Source organism: Brevundimonas sp. (assembly GCF_018608325.1).
GTDB lineage: Bacteria > Pseudomonadota > Alphaproteobacteria > Caulobacterales > Caulobacteraceae > Brevundimonas.
Map to the genome: position 1 here is coordinate 1 of NZ_JABAZW010000130.1, position 19,262 is coordinate 19,262.

18 protein-coding genes are annotated in these 19,262 nt (G+C 66.8%); 10 read left to right on the forward strand and 8 right to left on the reverse strand.

Translation table 11 applies throughout. From position 1 onward, the window contains the following. Window positions 1-99: 99 nt before the first annotated feature. Window positions 100-744 (reverse strand): polyhydroxyalkanoate synthesis repressor PhaR, encoded by a 645-nt coding sequence (phaR, locus tag QZ281_RS12725; RefSeq protein ID WP_292228918.1) that lies wholly within the window; start codon window positions 742-744, stop codon window positions 100-102. Window positions 745-1,065: 321 nt separating this feature from the next. After that, window positions 1,066-1,779, reverse strand: coding sequence for a hemolysin III family protein (locus QZ281_RS12730; protein ID WP_292228921.1), 714 nt, complete (start codon window positions 1,777-1,779; stop codon window positions 1,066-1,068). Between the two features lie 161 nt (window positions 1,780-1,940). Here QZ281_RS12730 and QZ281_RS12735 point away from each other — a divergent pair, with 161 nt between their 5' ends. Then, the gene (locus tag QZ281_RS12735; RefSeq protein ID WP_292228923.1) at window positions 1,941-3,116 is read left to right on the forward strand and encodes an acetyl-CoA C-acetyltransferase; all 1,176 of its coding nucleotides are present in this window, start codon (window positions 1,941-1,943) and stop codon (window positions 3,114-3,116) included. A gap of 154 nt (window positions 3,117-3,270) precedes the next feature. On the opposite strand, the gene QZ281_RS12740 is transcribed toward QZ281_RS12735, so the two are convergent. Both QZ281_RS12740 and htpX read right to left on the reverse strand, forming a co-directional pair. Beyond that, window positions 3,271-4,875: a M20/M25/M40 family metallo-hydrolase gene (locus QZ281_RS12740; protein ID WP_292228925.1), complete on the reverse strand. Its 1,605-nt coding sequence runs from the start codon at window positions 4,873-4,875 to the stop codon at window positions 3,271-3,273. Between the two features lie 298 nt (window positions 4,876-5,173). Next, the gene (htpX, locus tag QZ281_RS12745; protein WP_292228927.1) at window positions 5,174-6,151 is read right to left on the reverse strand and encodes a zinc metalloprotease HtpX; all 978 of its coding nucleotides are present in this window, start codon (window positions 6,149-6,151) and stop codon (window positions 5,174-5,176) included. 110 nt (window positions 6,152-6,261) lie between these two features. Between htpX and QZ281_RS12750 the strand changes: the two genes are divergently transcribed. Beyond that, window positions 6,262-6,459 carry a succinate dehydrogenase assembly factor 4 gene (locus tag QZ281_RS12750; protein ID WP_292228954.1) on the forward strand — a complete coding sequence of 66 codons (198 nt, stop codon included), beginning with the start codon at window positions 6,262-6,264 and terminating at the stop codon, window positions 6,457-6,459. 105 nt (window positions 6,460-6,564) lie between these two features. Next, entirely contained in the window at window positions 6,565-7,782 is a 1,218-nt protein-coding gene (locus QZ281_RS12755; RefSeq protein WP_292228929.1) for a hypothetical protein, read from the forward strand. A 6-nt stretch (window positions 7,783-7,788) separates the two neighbouring features. Here the strand turns inward: QZ281_RS12755 and pyrF are convergent, their stop codons facing one another. Next, window positions 7,789-8,505, reverse strand: coding sequence for an orotidine-5'-phosphate decarboxylase (gene pyrF, locus QZ281_RS12760; RefSeq protein WP_292228931.1), 717 nt, complete (start codon window positions 8,503-8,505; stop codon window positions 7,789-7,791). 87 nt (window positions 8,506-8,592) lie between these two features. On the opposite strand from pyrF, the gene QZ281_RS12765 reads away from it, so the two are divergent. Next, window positions 8,593-9,288, forward strand: coding sequence for a MarC family protein (locus tag QZ281_RS12765; RefSeq protein ID WP_292228933.1), 696 nt, complete (start codon window positions 8,593-8,595; stop codon window positions 9,286-9,288). Window positions 9,289-9,292: 4 nt separating this feature from the next. On the opposite strand, the gene QZ281_RS12770 is transcribed toward QZ281_RS12765, so the two are convergent. Together QZ281_RS12770 and QZ281_RS12775 are read right to left on the reverse strand one after the other, a co-directional pair. Further along, window positions 9,293-10,090, reverse strand: coding sequence for an SDR family oxidoreductase (locus tag QZ281_RS12770; RefSeq protein ID WP_292228934.1), 798 nt, complete (start codon window positions 10,088-10,090; stop codon window positions 9,293-9,295). A 5-nt stretch (window positions 10,091-10,095) separates the two neighbouring features. After that, the gene (locus QZ281_RS12775; protein WP_292228937.1) at window positions 10,096-10,566 is read right to left on the reverse strand and encodes an Rrf2 family transcriptional regulator; all 471 of its coding nucleotides are present in this window, start codon (window positions 10,564-10,566) and stop codon (window positions 10,096-10,098) included. A gap of 167 nt (window positions 10,567-10,733) precedes the next feature. Here QZ281_RS12775 and QZ281_RS12780 point away from each other — a divergent pair, with 167 nt between their 5' ends. From QZ281_RS12780 to purH, 6 genes are all read left to right on the forward strand, one after another. Further along, window positions 10,734-12,710 (forward strand): potassium transporter Kup, encoded by a 1,977-nt coding sequence (locus tag QZ281_RS12780; RefSeq protein WP_292228939.1) that lies wholly within the window; start codon window positions 10,734-10,736, stop codon window positions 12,708-12,710. Between the two features lie 47 nt (window positions 12,711-12,757). Beyond that, on the forward strand, window positions 12,758-14,095 hold the full coding sequence (locus tag QZ281_RS12785) for an RsmB/NOP family class I SAM-dependent RNA methyltransferase (RefSeq protein ID WP_292228941.1): 1,338 nt from the start codon (window positions 12,758-12,760) through the stop codon (window positions 14,093-14,095). A 46-nt stretch (window positions 14,096-14,141) separates the two neighbouring features. Then, the gene (gene rpe / locus QZ281_RS12790) at window positions 14,142-14,807 is read left to right on the forward strand and encodes a ribulose-phosphate 3-epimerase (RefSeq protein ID WP_292228943.1); all 666 of its coding nucleotides are present in this window, start codon (window positions 14,142-14,144) and stop codon (window positions 14,805-14,807) included. Continuing rightward, window positions 14,804-16,627 carry a heparinase II/III family protein gene (locus QZ281_RS12795; protein WP_292228945.1) on the forward strand — a complete coding sequence of 608 codons (1,824 nt, stop codon included), beginning with the start codon at window positions 14,804-14,806 and terminating at the stop codon, window positions 16,625-16,627. Before rpe ends, QZ281_RS12795 begins: the two co-directional genes overlap by 4 nt. Continuing rightward, window positions 16,624-16,968 carry a hypothetical protein gene (locus QZ281_RS12800; RefSeq protein WP_292228948.1) on the forward strand — a complete coding sequence of 115 codons (345 nt, stop codon included), beginning with the start codon at window positions 16,624-16,626 and terminating at the stop codon, window positions 16,966-16,968. The genes QZ281_RS12795 and QZ281_RS12800 overlap by 4 nt, the downstream gene beginning before the upstream one ends. An 83-nt stretch (window positions 16,969-17,051) precedes the next feature. Continuing rightward, window positions 17,052-18,656, forward strand: coding sequence for a bifunctional phosphoribosylaminoimidazolecarboxamide formyltransferase/IMP cyclohydrolase (gene purH, locus QZ281_RS12805; protein WP_292228950.1), 1,605 nt, complete (start codon window positions 17,052-17,054; stop codon window positions 18,654-18,656). Between the two features lie 259 nt (window positions 18,657-18,915). Here purH and QZ281_RS12810 read toward each other — a convergent pair. Further along, window positions 18,916-19,262: siderophore-interacting protein (locus tag QZ281_RS12810; RefSeq protein ID WP_292228952.1), on the reverse strand; the 347-nt coding region annotated here is incomplete at its 5' end.

The following is a 19,262-nucleotide window of genomic DNA, read 5'->3' on the forward strand; positions in this document are numbered from 1 at the left end:
GCGCATTGTCGAGCGCGGCCTTGCGCCGTTCACGCTCGCGGCGCTCGCCTTCGCGGCGATCGACCTGCTCAAGGCCGCCGACAGCTCGGATGGGGTCCGTCATTTCGTCTCGGGCTTTGCGCCCGCCAGTTTTTCGATCTGGGCGCGCATTTCGTCCATCTGACGCCGCATCTCGTCCAATCCGTCAGAGGCTTCGGGCTTCTTCGCCGCAGGTTCGGGTTCAGCAGAGGCCGGGGCGGGCGCCGCCGTAGGCTCCGCCCGCGTGAAGCCGAAGCCGGGGAACATCTGCATGGCCCGTTCGAACATGGCCATGTTTGTGCGCGCCGCCTCTTCCATCAGGGTCGCGCCGGAGCCTGTGCCGAAGGCGCGGCCGATCTGGCTGGCGAACTGTTCCTGCTGCTTGCTGAAGTTGGCCAGCGACATCTCCAGATAGGAGGGCAGGACCCCCTGCATCTGGCCGCCATAGAAGCCGATCAGCTGGCGCAGGAACTGCACCGGCAGGAGGGCCTCGCCCCGGCTTTCTTCTTCGAAGATGATCTGGGTCAGGATCTGACGGGTCAGATCGTCATTGGACTTGGCGTCATAGACGACAAACTCGGCGCCTTCCCGCACCATTGTGGCGAGGTCCTCAAGCGTCACATAGGCGCTGGTGCGCGTGTTGTAGAGCCTGCGGTTCGCATACTTCTTGATGACGATCACGTCCGGATCGCCGGGTTTTCCGCCCTTGGTCTTTTCGTCAGCCACGCTTGTTCTCGCGATGTTGCAACGCATCACTATCCCCCTATGCGGACAGAAGCGCCAGTGCGCACAAGGGGATGTGACCGGATGGCTGTGAGTGGCTCAATCCGGGGTTTGGTTTAGTCGGCTAGAGCTAGGTTCAATCAACATTCAGCCCAAATTGTCATTCCGGGGCGTCCGTAGGACGAACCCGGAACCCAGGAGGCTCGCGTGCTGGGTCCGACCACGTCCAGCAACGGCGCTGCAGCCCTGGGTTCCGGGTTCTTCGCTTTGCTCAGCCCCGGAATGACGATCTGAGATTTCGGATCGACTGAATGTCGATTGGCCCTAGTGGGTCAGGGACGGGGCAAGGACCACTCCGACCAGCACCGCTGCCCAGTGAACGCTGGCCCCGGTGACCACGAAACCATGCCAGATGGCGCGGCGGAACTTCACCCGCGGGCTGATGAAGACGAAGACGCCCGCCGTATAGATCAGGCCGCCCAGCACCAACAGGGCCAGGGCGATGGGATGGACCGTCTCGACCATCGGCTTCAGCGCCGCCACGGCCAGCCAGCCGAACAGCACATAGACGCCGCTCCAGAACCGATCCGAGATACGCGGGGCGAACAGTTTCACGGCGGCCCCGGCAAAGGCCAGGGTCCAGATCAGGGCGGTGAAGCCGACCGACCACAGGCCCTCGAACCTTTGTGTCGTGAAGGGGGTGTAGCTGCCTGCGATCATCAGGAAGATGGCCGCCTCGTCCAACCTGCGCAGCACGGGCCGCGCGGCGCAGGGGTTGGTCCAGTTATAGACGGTCGAAGCTGTAAGCATCCCGACCAGACACAGGGCGTAGATGGCCGTGGCCATGACCCCGCCGATGCCGGTGTAAACGCCTGCCAGTCCCGCCAGAATGACGCCGCCGACCGCCGCCAGCATCAGGCCGACGACATGGACCCACAGATCGGCCAGACGTTCGGCGCGCGTCTGGTAATGCTCGATCATGTCCAGCTCGTCCGGCGTGCAGACGTGGGTGACGATGCGTTTCAACGTGCGAAGCATGGCCGTTTCAATCCTTGGACCACCTCAATCGTTCCCGTCACAATGTGCCGATAGGGTGTCAATTCACTGAATCCGCACTTGCCTGCATCGCCGCAGGTGACGAAGTCTTCGCAATGCGGCAAAACGGCCACGCACAGTTATTCGTCAGAGAGTGAAATCCCATGACTGAAGTCGTCATCGTCTCCGCCGCCCGTACGCCGGTCGGCTCCTTCCTGGGCGGTCTTGCGTCCTTGCCCGCGTCCAAGCTGGGCGAAATCGCCATCAAGGCGGCGCTGGAGCGCGCCAGCGTGTCTGGCGATGAAGTCGATGAAGTGATCCTGGGTCATGTGTTGCAGGCTGCCGCGGGGCAAGGCCCAGCGCGTCAGGCCGCCGTGGGCGCGGGCGTCAGGAAGGAAGCCGCCGCCTGGAGCATCAACCAGATCTGCGGCTCTGGCCTGCGCGCCGTCGCCATCGCCGCCCAGCAGATCGCCCTGGGTGATGCGAAGATCGTCGTCGCGGGCGGTCAGGAAAGCATGAGCCAGGCGCCGCACGCGCAACAACTGCGCGCCGGGCATAAGATGGGCGACGTCGCTCTGGTCGACACCATGATCAAGGATGGTCTGTGGGACGCCTTCAACGGCTATCACATGGGCCAGACCGCCGAGAACATCGCCGACAAATGGTCGATCAGCCGCGAGGCCCAGGACGAGTTCGCTGTCGCCAGCCAGCACAAGGCCGAGGCCGCGCAAAAGGCGGGCAGGTTCGCTGATGAGATCACACCCGTCGTCATCCCCGGCAAGAAGGGTGATGTCACCGTCGATCAGGACGAATACATCCGCCACGGCGCGACCATCGAGGCCATGCAGAAGCTGCGCCCGGCCTTCACCAAGGATGGCAGCGTCACCGCAGCCAACGCCTCGGGCCTGAACGACGGCGCGGCGGCTCTGGTGCTGATGAGCGCAGACGAGGCCAAGGCGCGCGGTCTGGAGCCGCTGGCCCGCATCGCCTCCTACGCCACGGCGGGGGTTGATCCGTCGATCATGGGCACGGGCCCGATCCCGGCCTCGAAGAAGGCGCTGGAGAAGGCGGGCTGGAGTGTCGCCGACCTTGATTTGGTCGAATCCAACGAAGCCTTCGCCGCCCAGAGCCTGTGCGTGGTCAAGGAACTGGGCCTCGATCCGGCCAAGGTGAACGTCAACGGCGGCGCCATCGCCATAGGCCACCCCATCGGCGCCTCGGGCGCGCGCATCCTGACGACCCTGTTGTTCGAGATGAAGCGTTCCGGCGCCAAGAAGGGTCTGGCGACCCTGTGCATCGGCGGCGGCATGGGCGTGGCGATGTGCGTTGAACGGGCTTGAAAAACCAAGTCGTCATTCCGGGGCCGAGCGAAGCGAGGAACCCGGAACCCAGGACCGCCCGCTCACTCTGAACCGCGTCGAGACGGACGCCATCCTCCTGGGTTCCGGGTTCGCCCGATGGGCGCCCCGGAATGACGTTCAGGGCGACTAGGCCTCAGTCCGCCCGGTATTCGAACGGATCGGTCGGGGTCGGCTCCGTCGGCAGCGGCATGCGCGGCAGGGGGGCGTCGCGGTTGGCGGCGTTCAGCAGGAAGCTGGCCAGGATGATGGCCGCCTGACGCAGGTCTTCCGCCTTCAGGTGGTCATAGCTGTCGATGCTGGTGTGGTGCAGGCGGCTGGAATAGTCGAGCGGGTCCTGAATGAACTGATACCCGGGAATGCCGACCGTCTGCATATAGACGTGGTCGGTGCCGCCGGACGGACGCAGGGAGACGGTGGTCGCGCCCATGCTGGCGAAGGGGGCCAGCCATTCCTGGAAGATCGGGGCGGCGGCGACATTGCCCTCGGCGTTGATGCCCCGGATCTTGCCCGAGCCGTTGTCCAGATTGAAATAGGCGACCAGATCCTTGTGGCCCGCGCGCGGCTGAACCGGCCAGCGGCTGCGCCATGTGCGGTTGTTCGGCAGATTGGCCAGGGCCGGATCATTCGACGACGCGCGCGTCGCCAGATGCTGATCGACATAGGCCAGTGAGCCGAGAATGCCCTGCTCCTCGCCGTTCCACAGGGCGAAGCGGATGGTGCGCTTGGGCTGGACGCCCAGGGTCTTCAGGATGCGCGCGGCCTCAAGGACCACCGCGCTGCCCGCCGCATTGTCCACGGCGCCGTCCGAGGCGACCCAGCTGTCCAGGTGGGCGCCGGCCATGACGTATTCCGTCCCGCGCGACGTGCCGGGGATGTCGGCCAGGATATTGTAGGCGTTGACGTCCTCGTCGTGGAAACGGACCTCGCTGTTCAGCTCCAGCGTCGGCGGGGTGTCGGTCAGGGCAAGACGCGCCAGACGGCGATAGTCCTCAGCCGCCAGCTCAAGGCCCGCCAGCTTGGGCGTGGCCCCGACCTGATAGGTGTAGCCCGTGCCATGCAGCAGGCCGCCGTCACGCTGGGAGATGCGGACCCAGGCCAGAGCGCCCTGTTCGACCAGGAAGGCGTCCAGCTTGGCGGCGAAGTCGGCGGTCTCCAGCGACTTGCGGATGGCCTCGGGCGAATACTGCGGCTGAACATAGGTGTTGCGGTCGGCCAGTTCGGCGGCGGTCAGGCGGCGAAAGGCTGGTTCAGTCGGCTCTGACCCTGTGCCGGGCAGGGACACCATGACGATCTTGCCCGACAGCTTGCCGCGCCATTTGTCGAAGTCCTCGACCTTGGACAGGGGGGCTACGATCACGCCCGCGCTGATGGCGCCATTGGTCGAAGGCGTCCAGGCCACCGGAATGACGCGCAGGTCCAGCGGGCGTGGCGATGTCATCCGGGCGCTGGAACGGACGATGGACCAGCCGCGTCCGAACTCGAAACCCTCGGCCCGGACGTTGGACAGGCCATAGCTGCGGAACTGCGCTTGAGCCCATTGCTCGGCCTCGCGCATCTGGGGCGAGTTGGTCATCCGTCCGCCGATCCGGTCGGTCAGATAGGCCGCAGTCTGCATCACCTGACTGTGGCTCAGCCCTTGATCGATGATGCTGTTGACGGCGACCCGATCAACGGACTGCGCCATGACGGGCGTGGCCAGCAGGGCGGCGGCGGAGACAAAGGCGAGCAGGCGCGACATGCAGAAGACAGACCCCCATGATTCAGAAAGGGGGCATCTGACGCGATGTGGCCGACTTTCGCAAACCTGTCAGGTGTGACGAACCGCCCCGGAGCCCGCAGATATTCTATTGAGATCTGCGCTCAGTCCGATGGCGTCATTCCGGGGCAGAGCGCAGCGAAGAACCCGGAACCCAGAGCCGCAGCTGTTCTGCCGGGCGCATTTCAGGTCCAGCACAAGATCCCTGGGTTCCGGGTTCGTCCTTCGGGCGCCCCGGAATGACGATCTTGGATGTGGGCGCCTAGCACCAACTGTGGCCTCAGCCCCACGGACCTCTGGACGGCGGGGGCGTCGTCGGCACGCCGGTCGTGCTGGCGGTGAAACCGGCGGCGGGGCGAGGCTGGGTCGGTTCAGGTGCGGGCGAGGCCGCGCGCGGCTGCATCCCCATCTTGGCGCCCAGCTCCATCAGGGCGCGGACGCGGTTGCCGGTCGCCGGGTGGGTCGAGAACAGGTTGTCCGCGCCGCGTCCCGCCAGTGGATTGATGATGAACAACTGGCCCGAGGCCGGATTGCGCTCGGCCGTCGGATTGTGGATGCGCTTGGCGTAGGCTTCGATCTTCTGCAGGGCCGAGGCCAGCGCCTGCGGGTCGCCCGCGATCTCGGCGCCGACGCGGTCGGCCTCATATTCACGGCTGCGGCTGATGGCCATCTGCACCAGACCCGCGGCCATGGGGGTCAGGATCATCAGGGCCAGCGTGCCGATCATGCCGCCCGGTCGCTCACGGTCGTTGCCGCCAAAGAACAGGGCGAAGTTGGCCAGGGCCGCGATGGCGCCCGCGATGGTCGCCGTCACCGTCATGGTCAGGGTGTCGCGGTTCTTCACATGGGCCAGTTCGTGAGCCATCACCCCGCGAACCTCCTCGCGGGTCAGCATGTCCAAGAGGCCGGTGGTGGCGCAGACGGCAGCGTTCTGAGGATTACGGCCGGTGGCGAAGGCGTTGGGCTGGTCGCTGGGGATGATGGCGACCTGGGGCTGGGGCATTCCGGCGTTCTGGGCCATCTGGCGCACATCGGCGACATAGTTGCGGACGACCGCATTGGGATGCTGCTCGTCGACCGGCTGGGCCTTGTACATTTTCAGTACGATCTTGTCGGCGTTCCAGTAGCTGAACAGGTTCATGCCTCCCGCGAACAGCAGGGCGACGCCCATGCCGGTCGGGCCGCCGATCAGGTATCCGATCCCCATAAACAGGGCGGTCATCACGGCCAGGAGAATGAAGGTCTTCAGATGGTTCATCGCGTCGCCTATTTGATGCTAGGACGCACAGCCCTCAAGGGAGTTGCCCTGTGACCGAAGATCACGCCCCCCACGCCGCCTCGACCGAGGCTTCCAGCGAAGATGCGCCGGTGTTCAACGCCGACGTGCCCCACGCCACGCCTGAGCGTCCGCTGAGCGATATTGCGCGCCAGGCCCTGCTGGAGGCGGCGGAACGGCGGGCGGAGGAAGAAGCGGTTCACTCCGACCCCGAATACGGCGGGCCGACCGGGCCGGAGCCGACGCGTTTTGGCGACTGGGAGAAGAAGGGGCTGGCGGTCGATTTCTGATCGCCGGGCAGGGCGTGCGGGCGCTGCGGCGGCCAAATCCTAACAAAAGATGACTGACGGGCGCGAGTCTTGCCAGTGACGTGACAACTCAGAGGAGTCTGTCCCGTGACGATACAGTCTATGATCATTGCCGCGTCGGCGGCTCTATTGGTTTCCGCTGCGCCTGCCCTGGCTGGCGGTCCTGGCGGCGGCTACGGTGGTGGCGGTTGCGGAGGGTGCGGCGGCGGTGGTCATCACGGCGGCGGCAACTACAACGGCAATTACAACGCCAACCACAACGTCAATGTGAACCACAACGTCGCGAACAATTATTCGCGCAGCTATTCGGCGATCAACGTCCGCGGCTATTCCAACACCTCCAGCTTCCAACGCGGCTATGTCGGCGGCGGCACGGTCTATTCGGGCGGCGGCGGTTATTCGGATGGCTACTGGGGCGGCGGCGCCAACTATGTGTCGGCTCCGGTGAACTTCGTCGGTCCGGCCCCGGTCAGCGCGCCGATGGGCTATCCGGTCTATGGCCTGGGCCGTGATTACATCGGCTGGCGTCCCTATGCGCCGCAGCGTCCGGTCGACTGCAACTGCGGACCGGCGCCGCGTCCTGTTCAGTATCAAGATCGTTATGTGCAGGCGGCGCCAGTGCGTGTCGCGCCGCAACGCATCTATGTCGCGCCGTCGCAGGTGAACTTCGCCCCGCCGCAGATCGAAATGGCGCCGCCGGCCTATATCGAACAGCCGCCGATCTACATTCAGGCCCCGCCGGTCAACATTGGTCCGCAACGGGTTCAGGTATCGGGCGGTCGTGTGAACCTGTCGGCCCCGCAGGTCGATGTCGCCCCTCCGGTCTATGTCGACCAACAGCCGGTCTATGTGCAGTCGCCCGACGTCAATGTCGGTCCGCAGCGGGTTCAGGTTGCGCCCGGTCGCGTGAACCTGTCCGCGCCGCAAGTTGACGTGGCGCCTCCGGTCTATGTCGATCAGGCCCCGGTCTATGTGCAGTCGTCTGACGTCAATGTCGGCCCGCAGCGTGTTCAGGTCGCGCCCGGTCGCGTGAACCTGGCCCCGCCGCAGGTGGACGTGGCCCCGCCGACCTATGTCGGTCAGGCGCCAGTCTATGTGCAGTCGTCGGACGTCAATGTCGCGCCGTCGCAGATCTATGTGGCCCCGCCGCAGGTGAACACGGCGCCGCCGCAGTATCAGTACCAGCAGCCGCAATATCAGGAGCCGCAGGGCTATTACGGCGATCTGCCGCCGCCTGAACACGTCGCGCCGCAGGCTCCGCGCCCGCGCCACGGCTATGCCCAGGAGCCGGGCGAGCGCGGTTAAGCTGCTCTAGATCAGCGCAATGCTCTCGGCGACCGCCAAGGCCGCCGAGCGCGGATCGGCCGCCGCCGTGATCGGGCGGCCGATCACTAGATGGGTCGCCCCGGCCAGAAGCGCCATCTCCGGCGTGGCGGCCCGGGCCTGATCATCCAGCGCCGCGCCCGAGGGCCGGACGCCGGGGGTCACGATAAGAAAGTCTTCGCGGCCCGCCTGGGTCGCGATTTCTTTTACGCGGGCGGCCTCATGGGGGCTGGAGACGACGCCGTCGATCCCGGCCTCCAGCGCCTGACGCACCCGCAGTTCCACCAGTTCGGCGGGAGATAATGTGTGGTCATCGGCGGCCAGATCCTCGGCGGTCAGGCTGGTCAGGACCGTGACGCCCAGAACTTTCAGGTTCGAGCCCGCCACGCCGCGCGCCGCCGCCGCCATGACCTGGGGCCGAGCGTGGACGGTCAGCAGGTCGCAGCCCGCCTCGGCCAGACTGGCCGCCGCCTTCTCCACCGTCGCGCCGATGTCGTGCAGCTTCCAGTCCAGAAAGACCTTGCGGCCCTCAGCCTTCAGATCGCGGGCCAGCTCCATGCCGCCCGTGGCGAACAGTTGCAGACCGATCTTGTAGAAGCCGACCGCATCCTGAATCTGACTGACCAGCGCCGTGGCCTCGGCGGTCGTCGGCACATCCAGCGCACAGATGATCCGTTCATCGGGCTTGCGATTGGGTTGGGTCATCGACGGACTCGCGCTGAGCGGCTATGCCGGGACGCAAGGGGTGCGTCGGCAGGGCCGGCGTTTGGATTTTTCGGGCGAGGTGAGGCGATGAACGCGGTCGATCTGGGTGTCAACCTGTTCGTGACCCTGTTTGCTCTGCTGGACCCGATCGGCAATCTGCCGATCTTCGCCGCCGCGACGGCGGGGGCCACGCTGCGTCAGCGGATTTCGGTTTCGGCGCTGATCTGCGCCTTTGCGGCGATCTTCCTGGCCTTCTTCCTGTTTACGGGCCTTGGCCTGCTGCAGTTCTTCGGCATTTCGCTGGCCGCCTTCCGCATCGCGGGCGGTATTCTGCTGCTGTTCCTGGGGCTGGACATGGCGCGCGGCGACTTCCTGGCCATGTTCGCCGACAAGGACGCCCTGACCGACGCCAAGGATGTGCGCGGCTATGCGCGTCGGCGGTTCCAGCGTCTGGTCGTGCCCTTCGCCATTCCGCTGATGATCGGCCCCGGCGCCATTTCAGCCGTCATCATTCAGGCCGGTGAGGCGACCAAGCTGGGCTATGCCGGAACCATGGGGTCGCTGGTGGCCATCGCCGCCGCCTGCGCCGTATCCTTCGTCTGTTTCGCCCTGACCGGTTCGCTGAGCCGTATTCTGGGCGAGGTCGGCATGGCGATCATCGTCAAGGTTCTGGGCCTGATCCTGTGTGCGCTGGCGATCCAGTTCATCCTGCTGGGTCTGGGCGAGGCCATTCCGGGCATGATCTCGGGTGCGGTGACCACGCCGTATCCGGCGGCAAACTAGGCGATCAGATACGGTCCAGCCGCTTGGCGTGGTTGGCGACCATGTTCAGGGCCAGGCTGTCGGGCAGGAAACGCGCCAGACCGGCCATGACATTGTTCATGACGCCCGGCGTGACGCTGGGCCGGTTGGCTTCGCAGGCGTCATAGCCGATCCGGGCTACACGTGCGGCGTCCATCCACATCCAGGCGGGATAGGCCTTGGACACCTGATCGCGCGAGCCGTTGACGTCGTGGAACTCGGTCAGGGTGTAGCCGGGGTTCAGCACGGTGACGTGGACGCCGGTCCCGCGCGTCTCAAGATGCAGACCCTGCGACGCCTTGATCAGGAAGCTCTTGATCGGTCCGTACAGGGTGTCGCCGCCGGTCGCCGGCATCTGGCCCGCCAGAGAGGCGACGTTCAGGATGCGTCCGAACCCGCGCTCGACCATGCCGGGCAGCAGCAGGCGCGACAGTGCGATGGGCGCGCTCAGCATAACCTGGATCATGGCCTGGTGCGCAGTCAGGTCGGTGGCGAGGAAGCCGGTGACTCGGCTGAAACCCGCATTGTTGACCAGTCCGTCGACGCTCAGGCCGCGCGCCGCGATGGCGGCGACCAGTCGCTCGGGCGCTGCGGGATCGGACAGGTCTTCGGGGATGACGGTCGCGGCCACCGGATGGGCTGCGGTCAGCTCATCGGCCAGAGCCTGAAGCGGGCCTTCGCGACGGGCGGTCAGGATCAGGTTCCAGCCCTGGGCGGCATAGGTTCGCGCCAGGGCGGAGCCTATGCCCGCAGAGGCGCCGGTGATCAGGACAGTGCGCGTCACCCGGTTCAGGCGGCCAGCGGGCAGGACTTGTGCGGGGCGAAGGCGGCCAGGGACGCCGGGTCCTTGTCCAGCAGATCGGCGATGGTGATCTTGCCTAGAGCTTCGGACGCAGCCTGGTCGGCGGCGGTCAGGGCCTTGGCCACCTGACGGGGGATGTGTTCGCCGACGGGACAGCCCTTGGCGCCCGCAGGCGTCGAACCCAGATGGGCGCAGCCATTGACGGCGCGCAGCACTTCATCCAGCCGGATGTCCTCGGGGCGGCGCAGCAGCCATGAGCCACCGGTCGCGCCCGGACGGGTCGCGATCAGGCCTGCCTTGGCCAGCAGGGCCGTGACCCGTCGCACCACGACCGGATTGGTCGGCACGGACGAGGCCAGCAGGGCGCTGGGCGCGGCTTGCGCAGGGCCATAGGCGTCCTTGTGCGCCATATAGGCGAGGACGTGGGCGGCGACGGGGAAACGCTGGCTGTCTGACATGATCTTTTCCAGCACTGAAAATAGGCGCTCTGAGGCCGAATCACAAATCGGCGCGCGGAACGGTGAAATTGATTCCGAAACGGCACGATTGAAGCGCACGCGGATTAGGCCTAAAGGCTCGCCGCTTTGAAGGGCTCGACCTGTCGTCGCACGCCCGGAGGATACACATGGCCGGGGATGCTCCCCACGATGCAGGTGCTCCCCAGCCCGCATCGAACACGCCTGAAAACGCCAAACACGCCACGGGACCCGAGTCCCACGCCTCCGGCGGTCTGACAGCCAAACGCACTGGCTTCATGGCCTTGACGCTGGGCGCGATCGGCGTTGTGTTCGGCGATATCGGCACCAGCCCGCTTTATGCGCTGCGCGAGGCCATCGGTCATGCCCAGAAGGGCGTGGGCGGCGATCTGGCGATTGTCGGCGTGGTGTCGCTGGCCTTCTGGGCGCTGATGGTGGTGGTGACGTTCAAATACGTCTTCTTCCTGATGCGCGCCGACAACAAGGGCGAGGGCGGCACCCTGTCGCTGATGGCGCTGGCCCAGTTCGCGGTCGGACGACGCAGCGCGTGGATCTTCATTCTGGGCGTCTGTGGCGCGGCGCTGTTCTACGGCGACGGCATCATCACGCCTGCGATCTCGGTGCTGTCAGCGGTCGAGGGCCTGCAGGACGCACCGGGTCTGGCGGGCAAGCTGGACGCTTTCATCGTGCCGATTTCGGCCGCCATCCTGATCGTCCTGTTCATGGCCCAGTCGCGCGGCACGGCCCGTCTGGCCAAGTATTTCGGGCCGATCATGGCCGTCTGGTTCCTGAGCCTTGGCGCGCTGGGCCTGCTGCACATCGGCGATGACCCGTCGATCCTGCGCGCCCTTTCGCCCTGGTACGGCGTCAGCCTGCTGCTGCATGACGGCTTTTTGGGCTTTGTCATTCTGGGCAGCGTCTTCCTGGCGGTGACGGGGGCCGAGGCCCTGTATGCCGACATGGGCCATTTCGGTAAGGCGCCGATCCGGGCCGGTTGGCTCTATTTCGCCCTGCCGTGCCTGACCCTGAACTATCTGGGGCAGGGGGCCTTCATCCTTGATAACCCCAGCGCCGCCAGCAATCCGTTCTGGAACATGGTGCCGGGCTTTGCCTATTGGCCGATGTTGATCCTGGCCACCGTCGCCACGGTCGTGGCCTCGCAGGCCGTGATCACCGGCGCCTTCTCGGTGACGCAACAGGCGGTGCAGCTAGGCCTCCTGCCGCGCATCGACATCCGCAACACTTCTGAAACCCAGGCCGGCCAGATCTATGTCCCGGCGGTCAACAGCTTCCTGATGATCGGGGTTCTGACCCTGCTGGTCGTGTTCCAGAGCTCGCACAATCTGACGGCCGCCTATGGCGTGGCGGTGACGGGCACCATGCTGGTCAATACGCTGATGGCCTATTCGGTGATCCGCAAGGGCTGGAAATGGCCCATGTGGGCGGTCGCAGGCACGCTTATTCCGTTCGCCTTCATCGACAGCGTCTTCCTGACTTCCAACCTGCTGAAGATCCCTGACGGGGCCTGGATGCCGCTGGTGCTGGGCGCCATCCTGATCGTCATCATGTGGACCTGGGTGCGCGGCACCCAGATCCTGACCAGCAAGACGCGCAAGGACAGTCTGCCGCTGAACGACCTGATCGAGATGCTGCACGCCCGCCCGCCGCACCGCGCGCCCGGCACGGCCATCTTCCTGACCTCTGACCCCGACGTGGCTCCGGTCGCCCTGATGCACAATCTCAAGCACAACAAGGTGCTGCACGAGAAGAACGTCATTCTGACCGTGCGCACCTCGGAGCGCCCGCGCGTCAAGGATTCCGACCGCGTGAAGATGGAGCCGATCAATGACGACTTCAAAAAGCTGACGGTCACCTATGGCTTCATGGAGACGCCGAATGTGCCGCGCGCCCTGGGCCTGTGCCGCAAGCAGGGGCTGAAGTTCGACATCATGTCGACCAGCTTCTTCCTCGGGCGTCGTTCCTTGATCCCGTCGGCGCGGCAGGGCATGCCCCTGTGGCAGGACCGTCTGTTCATCTTCCTGATGCGCAATGCGGCCAATCCGACTGACTTCTTCCATATCCCTCCCGGCCGCGTGGTCGAGTTGGGCGCGCAGGTGGCTGTATGAGTAATGATGCACGGGGCGGACAGAGCTCCCAGGCGCGCGGCCGTCGCATGGCCACCAAGGGACGCCCCCGTCCCGCCGCTGTCGTGGACGCCGCCGCTCCGTCGCAGGACGACATCGGGGTCGAGGCCCGTGTCGTCGCCGGCATCCTGCTGAACGCGGCGCTGGAGAAGCGCAACGGTCTGGACGAGGCCCTGTCCCAACCCGCCGCCCGTGCGCTGGAGCCGGTGGACCGCGCCTTCGCCCGCGCCGTGGCCATGGCGGCCCTGCGTCGTCTGGGCGAGATCGACCAGATTCTGGACCGTCGTCTGAAGAAGTCCCCGCCCGAGGCGGTGCGCACCCTGATGCGCGTGGCTCTGGCCCAGACGCTGGTGCTGGAAACGCCCGCCTTCGCTGCGGTGTCCACGGCGGTGAAACTAGCCGAGCGCGACCCCAAGACCCGCCCCTACAAGAACCTGGTCAACGCCGTGCTGCGCGGCATCGGTCGCGAAGGCCCCGGCCTGACCACGGCGGAAAGCAATCTGCCGGACTGGATCGCCGCCCGCTGGAAGGCGACCTATGGCGAGGCGGCTCTGACCGGTCTGGCCCTGGCCGCACGCGAAGAGCCCGCGACTGATCTCAGCCTGAAACCCGGCGTCGATCCCGCCGTCATCGCGGCTGCTGTCGAGGGTGAGGCCTTGTCAGGCGGAACCGTTCGTACGGGCCGTCGTGGCGATGTCGCCACATGGCCGACCTTTGAGGACGGCGACTGGTGGGTGCAGGACGCCGCCGCCGCTGTTCCGGGCCGTTTGCTGGGCGTGAAGTCCGGCGAGACGGTTCTGGACATGTGCGCCGCACCGGGCGGAAAGACCCTGCAACTGGCCGCCGCCGGTGGTCAGGTGGTCGCTCTGGACCGTTCGGCCCCGCGCCTGAAGCGCCTGACCCAGAACCTCGAGCGCACCGGCCTGAAGGCCGAGGTCGTCGCCATCCCGGCGGAAGACTGGGAGGACGCGCGCACCTTTGACGCCGTCCTGCTGGATGCACCCTGCACCGCTACCGGCACCTTCCGTCGCAACCCGGAAGTCCTGCGCGCCACCAAGCCCGCCGAGGTCGCCAAGCTGGCCGATGTGCAGCACCGCCTGCTTGACGTCGCCGCCGAGCGGGTCGCTCCGGGCGGGCGTCTGGTCTATTGCACCTGCTCGCTGGAGCGCGAGGAGGGCGAGACCCAGATCATCGCCTTCCTGCGCCGCAACCCTGATTTCCGCACCGTCGCCGCCGACCCCGCAGCTCTCGGCGCGCCGCCGGAAGCCCTGACGCCGGAGGGCTGGCTGCGCATCCTGCCGTCCATGTGGGCCGAGCAGGGCGGACTGGACGGATTCTTCGCCGCACGGCTGGAACGGGTTTCCTGACAGGGAGCGCCTTGCTCCCGCCCGCAACCCGCCTTATCCGAAGGTCATGGCCGTTACTCCCCTGATATGTCCGTCGATCCTCGCCAGCGATTTCTCGCGGCTGGGTGAAGAAGTCCGTGCGCTGGAGGCGGCGGGCGCTGACTGGGTCCACGTCGATGTGATGGACGGGCATTTCGTGCCCAACATCACGCTGGGCCCGGACATCATGAAGTCGCTGCGGCCGCACACCAGCCTGCCATTCGACGTGCACCTGATGGTCGCGCCGGTCGATCCGTGGCTGGAGGCCTTCCGCGAGGCGGGCGCCGACGTGCTGTCGATCCACCCGGAAAGCGGCCCGCACGTGCACCGCACCCTGGGCCGCATCCGCCAACTGGGGGCCAAGGCCGGTCTGGTGTTCAATCCGGCCACGCCTCTGTCGATCCTTGAGGAAGTGGTCGATCTGGTCGATCTGGTGCTGATCATGTCGGTCAACCCCGGCTTCGGCGGGCAGAAATTCATCGACAGTTCGCTGCGCAAGATCGCCAATGCCCGCGCCATTCTGGATCGGGCCGGTTCGTCGGCTCACCTGCAGGTGGACGGCGGAGTGACCTCGGCCAATGCGGCGGCCTGTGTCGCGGCGGGCGCCGATGTGCTGGTCGCCGGGTCGTTCGTGTTCAAGGGCGATTATGCGGCCAACATCGCGGCCCTGAAAGCGGCCCCGGACGCCGCGTGAGCCCGCTGGGTCCCTTCGCCCCCCGCGACGGCGGGCCTGACGTCTCGCCGGGCCATATCCCCGGCCTGCCGGGCGTGCCGGTGCGCACCCCGGTTCGTGCGGGCGATTCCAAGGCCGGTGCAGCCCTGTGGCCCGCCATCGCCGGACGGCTGGTGACGCGTCAGGTCTGGATCGAACTTTACGGCCTGCCAGGCTATGGTCTGACGCTGGGCGGCGGCAAGGTGACCAGTTTCGCCGCCACGCCCCGCGACTTCCGTCCGCACGATGCTGCGCCCGGCAAGGGCGTGCTGGTGGGCCGCTATATTCTGGCGGGGGCCTCGATGGAGGTCGAACCGCCCGCTGACCCGTGGAACCGGCCCAGCCCGTCGCGCCCGTTCGCGGTGCAGCTTCATGCTTTCGCCTGGCTGCCGGGTCTGATGGCGCAAGGGGAGCGCGGCGCGCGCGAAGCCCTGCGGCTGACCCTGGCCTGGCAGGACGCCTTCGCCCGCTGGTCGCCTTTCGCCTGGGGTGTCGAGACTCTGCCGCGCCGGGTGATCAATCTGTCCTGCGCCGCACGCAAGATGGGGGCTGTGGCGACCGAGGCCGAGCGTCTTCGTCTGGCCGACAGCCTGGCGCGCCAGACCCGTCAGCTGCTGCGCCCGCCCGGAGGCGTGGCCACGCGGGCGGAACGTCATGTCGCAGCCGCCATCGCCGGATCCGTACTGGCGGGCAATGTCGGTCAGAGCCTGCGCCGTCGCGCCCTGTCGGGCCTCAGCCGCGCGCTGGGCGCGACGGTGCTGGAAGACGGTTCGCACGCCACGCGCAGCCCCGAGGCGGGCCTGGAGCTGTTGCTGGACCTGCTGACGCTGGATGACGCTCTGGCCCAGCTGTCAGAGCCCGCGCCTGAGGCCGTGACCTCGGCCATCGCCCGGCTGACCAAGGGCTTGCGCACCCTGACCCTGCCGGACGGACGTCTGGCCGGTTTCCAGGGCGGTGGACCGTCCACGGCGGCACGCGTCGCCGCCGCCCGCGCCCATGACGAACAGACGCCGGATGAGGCTTCGGCCACGGCTGAGGCGACGGTCGGCGGCCTGACCCGCATCGCCAGCCCGTTGCTGACCATCATCGCCGACACCGCCGCCCCGCCCAAGGGCGCATGGGGTGCGGCGGGTTGCGCCCAACCGATGGCGCTGGAGATCGCCTGCGGCCGCGACCGTCTGGTCACCGGCTCCGGCTGGACGCCTGCGGCGACGGATCGCCAGGCCCTGCGCCTGACGCCGGGCCATTCGACCCTGACGCTGGGGGAACGGTCGCTGAACGAACCGCTGGGCGGCTGGAGGAGCGAGCTTTTGGGGCCGCGTCTGGTTGGTCCGCCGATCCATTCCGTATCCGAGCAACGTCAGGGCGACGGCGCCCTGTGGCTGGAGATGGAGCATGACGGCTGGACCGAACTGTTCGGCCTGAACCATCAGCGTCGGCTGTATCTGGATCAGAAGCTGGACGAACTGCGCGCCGAGGAGAAGCTGTTCCCGACGCCGGGCCGTAAGGAGATGGTTCGCCAGATCGCCGCCCCCTACGCCATCCGCTTCCATCTGGAGCCGGGGGTGCAGGCCTCGCTGGCGCGCGACCGCCGCTCGATCCTGCTGCGCGGCGCCTCGGGCCGGGGCTGGTGGTTCAGGACCGATGGACCGGACGTCGCCATCGAACCCAGCGTCCATATCGACGAGGGCCTGACCCGGCGGTCCTTGCAGATCGTGGTGCGCGGCTCGGCCCGCACCGACAGCGAAACCAAGATCCGCTGGAAGCTGAGCCCGGCAGGCGCGAGCGGCGATCCGACGTGACGGACAGGGATCGTCTGCAGGTCGTGCGGGGTCTGCACACGGCGATCTATCTGACGATGTCTTGGGCTTGTTTTGCGGTGCTCTACGCCGGGATTTCAGGACGTGGCGGGTTGTGGCTGACGGTCGCTCTGGTTCTGGTCGCCGTTGAAACCGTCGTCTTTGTCGGCTCGGGGATGAAATGTCCTTTGACCGCCATCGCAGTGCGGTATGGCGCGACCAGGGACGGCGCCTATGACACCTTGTTTCCTGAAGCTTGCACCCGATACACGCTGACGGTTTTCGGCCCCCTGATCATCCTGGGGTTGGGGCTGAATGCGGCGCGCTGGCTGGGCTGGTTCTAGGCTTGTCCGCATACAAGGGTGACGGCAAGGCCGATTAGCGCTAGACGCCGCGCCATCCTCCTCCAGCATCCACGGACGCCGCCATGCCTGCCGCTCCCGACTTTCCGCCCGCCCCTGACCGGGTCAAGCCGCAACGCGCCCTGATCTCACTGTCCGACAAGGCCGGGCTGGAGGGTGCGGCCCGCACCCTGCATGACCTGGGCGTCGAACTGGTCTCGACCGGCGGCACGCGCGCGGCGATCGAGAAGCTGGGCCTGCCGGTCAAGGATGTGGCGGACCTGACAGGCTTCCCCGAGATGATGGACGGCCGGGTCAAGACCCTGCACCCCATCGTCCACGGCGGTCTGCTGGGCGTGCGCGACGCCGCCGACCACGCCAAGGCCATGACCGACCACGGCATCGGCGCCATCGACATCGTCTGGATCGACCTCTACCCGTTTGAATCAACTGTTGATGCAGGCGGCTCGTTCGAGGCGGCGGTTGAGAACATCGACATCGGCGGGCCGGCCATGATCCGTTCGGGCTCCAAGAACCACGGCTATGTCTCGGTGGCGGTGGATGCGGAATCCATCAATCTGATCCTTGAGGCGCTGAAGGCCGAGGGTTCGACCGATCTGGCCCTGCGCAAGCGTCTGGCCGCCCGCGCCTTCGCCCGCACCGCCGCCTATGACGCCGCCGTCTCCGGCTGGTTCGCCGCTCAGGTCGAGGATGCGGCCCCGGCGCGCAAGTCCATCGCCGGATCGCTGGCCCAGACCCTGCGCTATGGCGAGAACCCGCACCAGACGGGCGCCTTCTACCGCACGGGCGAGCGTCGTCCGGGCGTGGCCTATGCCGAACAGGTGCAGGGCAAGGAGCTGGGCTACAACAATATCGCCGACGCCGACGCCGCCTATGAGTTGGTCGCCGAGTTCGAGCAGCCCGCCGTCGTCATCGTCAAACACGCCAACCCGTGTGGCGTGGCCGTGGGCAAGGACCTGTCGGAAGCCTATGCCCGTGCGCTGGAATGCGATGCGGTTTCGGCCTTTGGCGGCGTGATCGCGGTCAACCGTCCGCTGAACGGCGAAGACGCCCGCGCCATCACCGGCATCTTCACCGAAGTCGTCATCGCGCCGGGCGCGGATGACGAGGCCAAGGCCGTCTTTGCCGCCAAGAAGAACCTGCGCCTGCTGATCACCAACGGCCTGCCCGATCCGCATGGCGCGGGCGAGGTGTTCCGCTCGGTCGCCGGGGGCTTCCTGGTCCAGTCGCGCGACCGGGCCCTGATCAAGCCGTCGGACCTGAAGATCGTCACCAAGCGCCAGCCGACGCCGACCGAGATTCAGGACATGCTGTTCGCCTTCACCGTGGCCAAGCACGTCAAGTCCAACGCGATCGTCTACGCCAAGGACGGCCAGACGGCGGGCATCGGCGCAGGTCAGATGAACCGTCGCGATTCAGCCCGCATCGCCGCCATTCGCGCCAAGGAAGCCGGTGAGGCCAAGGGGCTGACGCAATCGCTGGCCGAAGGTTCGGCCTGTGCGTCGGAAGCCTTCTTCCCGTTCGCCGATGGTCTGCTGGAAGCGGTCGCGGCGGGCGCCACGGCTGTGATCCAGCCAGGCGGTTCCATGCGTGACGCCGAGGTGATCGCCGCCGCCGATGAGAAGGGCATCGCCATGGCCTTCACCGGCGTGCGGGTCTTCCGTCACTGATCCTGAGAACAGGAAGGGCGCTTCTGATTGATGCGCCCTTCTTTTGTCTTACGTCCAATCGGCCAGCAGAAGTTCCACCCCGTCATTCCGGGGCTGAGCGGAGCGAAGAGCCCGGACCCGAAGGGCGGCGCGTAGCAGCCAACCCAGGGCCGCACGCGCGCTGCTGGACGCACTTCAAGCATGATGCGTACCTCCTGGGTTCCGGGTTCGTCCTTCGGACGCCCCGGAATGACGTCGTCAAGCTGAATGGCGATTCAACCTAGTCTTCGATGACTTCGTGGGCGCCGACTGCGCCTTTGCGCCAGTAGCCAGCGGCCTTCATGGCCTTGGTGTTGAAGCCCATGGCGACGACCTGCGCCCGCAGAGCCTTGGCGACCAGGGATTCTGCGGCGATCCAGACATAGGCGTCGGACGGATCGACGGCGGCGGCGGATTGGGCCACGGCCTCGATCAGGGCGTCGGCCTGGGCGCGCGGGCGGCCATTGCGTTCGACCCAGACGATGGTCAGGTCAGCGGCGCTGGTCAGGGGCAGTCGCGACGCCGCATCATCCACCTCGACAATGACCAGGGCATGGGCGGCGGCAGGCAGTTCCTCCAACCGTCGGG